1 pseudogene is annotated in these 1,711 nt (G+C 67.3%); it reads right to left on the reverse strand.

The window, feature by feature from the left end:
* Positions 1–289: 289 nt before the first annotated feature.
* A pseudogene (locus ABZZ74_RS54005) lies at positions 290–1,524 on the reverse strand (IS4 family transposase).
* Between the last annotated feature and the right edge of the window lie 187 nt (positions 1,525–1,711).

Consider the following 1,711-nt stretch of genomic DNA (forward strand, 5'->3'; position numbering starts at 1 on the left):
CCACACCCCAGAACCCGAGGTCACCCCGCACATGCTCAGCGAAGCACCCCACCGCCCTCCCGTCAGCCCTTCCCACAAGATCACCAACAGAGTCATACCGGTAACTTAGGGTTTTGGTGTTCGCTTGACCCGTTTCGGTTTGGTGGCACCAACGATGGTGACGGCCGGGACACTTGGGCGGTCTGCAACGTGGTGGGCGGCGCGTTTGAGGGGCCAGTTGGCGACTTTGCGTTTGATGACGCGGGGGTTGGCCCGGCGGCGTCGCGGTGGCAGGAGGCGTTCGAGGAGTTCAGCGTGGGTGGCTTTGACCGCGTGGGCGAGTCGGCCGGGGGGAAAATGCCGCCTGGTCGGTGACCTGGCGGCGCATGACGCGCAGTGAGCGGGTGAAGGAGATCCGGTCGGGGTCCTGGTCGGCTTGTCGTGCGGCCTGGTGCATCAGGTGCCGGATGGCGTGGTGGACGAGCAGGAAGCCGTAAAGTTCCTGCTCGGCCCCGTCAGGGTGCTGCGAACGCAGCACCAGGTGCGGCCCGCCGAGGTGGGTCTTGATTTCGTCCAGGGTGGACTCGAACTCCCATCGCTGGGCGTAGAGAGCGCGGCCAGTTCCGCGCCCGGGGCCTGGTCCGCGTCGAGGATCGTGGTGATGAGCCGGTAGACGCCCTCGTGGCCGGCGATGGTGTACTCCACCGCGCGTACCCGCAGCCCGGGACGGATGTGGTGGATGTCGCTCCGGTCGAAGATCTCGGTGAGGTAGGAGCCGTCCGACAGCTGCTCGACCACCGGCAGCACGAGGTCTTTGCGGACTCGCCACAGCAGGTCCGCCCCCGTCGCCGCGGCTGTGCGCCACAGGTCCACGCTGTAGAAGCCACGGTCGGCCAGCAGCAGCATCCCAGGCCGCAGGGACACCAGGACCGCCCGGGCCAGAGCCTGCTCTCCGGTCCGCAGACCTCCGATCGCAGCATCGAAGACGGCGTGGGTACCGCACTCCACCAGGCTGACCATGCGCAACTGCGGCTAGCCGACGTCCTGTTCACCACGCCCGGAGCGGGGCGGACGGCCGAACGCCTCCACGTTCGCCTTCGTGTCGGGCAGGTCGAAGGTGGTGCCGTCGATCGCGGTCAGCCGCCAGTCGCGGTAGAAGGCGCCCTGAGTGCCCGGTGTGGCAACCGGACGGCACACCCTCGCGAACAACTGCCGCAACGGCGCTACCCCCAGCCGGGACCTGGCCTTCCAGATCGCCGCCGTACTCGGCACCACCCACGACGCACGCCAACGCCGCGCACCCTGCAAACCCGCGGTCAGCAGCCGGGCGACCTCCTCATAGCTCTGCCCGGAGAACAGGCACATCGCCAACACGAAGTAGACCACCAGCCGGGCCGGCAACAGCCGGTTGCGCTGCTGCACCCGACCCGTCTCCGCCAACACCTCGTCCACAAGCGACTGAGGAAACGCCTGTGTCAGCACCCCGACCGCGACCCGGTCCGACAACCGCTCACCAGATGACTTCGACTGACCCGCTCTTGCCACGCCAACAACAACGACCGGATTGCCCCTAAGTTACCGGTATTGAGTCTAGCCTCGGGCTTTCGCGCGCCCAGCAGATTGGAGGTCTTGATGTTGTAACGACGTGGTGCACGACTGAGGTGGGAGCGTGCTGGCCTGGCGGGTTGGCTGTTGGGTGATTAGCGCAGGGCGGTGCGGTCGGAGACCAGGC

Origin of the sequence: Streptomyces sp. NPDC006476 (assembly GCF_040612015.1) — a bacterium.
Classification (GTDB): Bacteria; Actinomycetota; Actinomycetes; order Streptomycetales; family Streptomycetaceae; genus Streptomyces; species Streptomyces griseorubiginosus_B.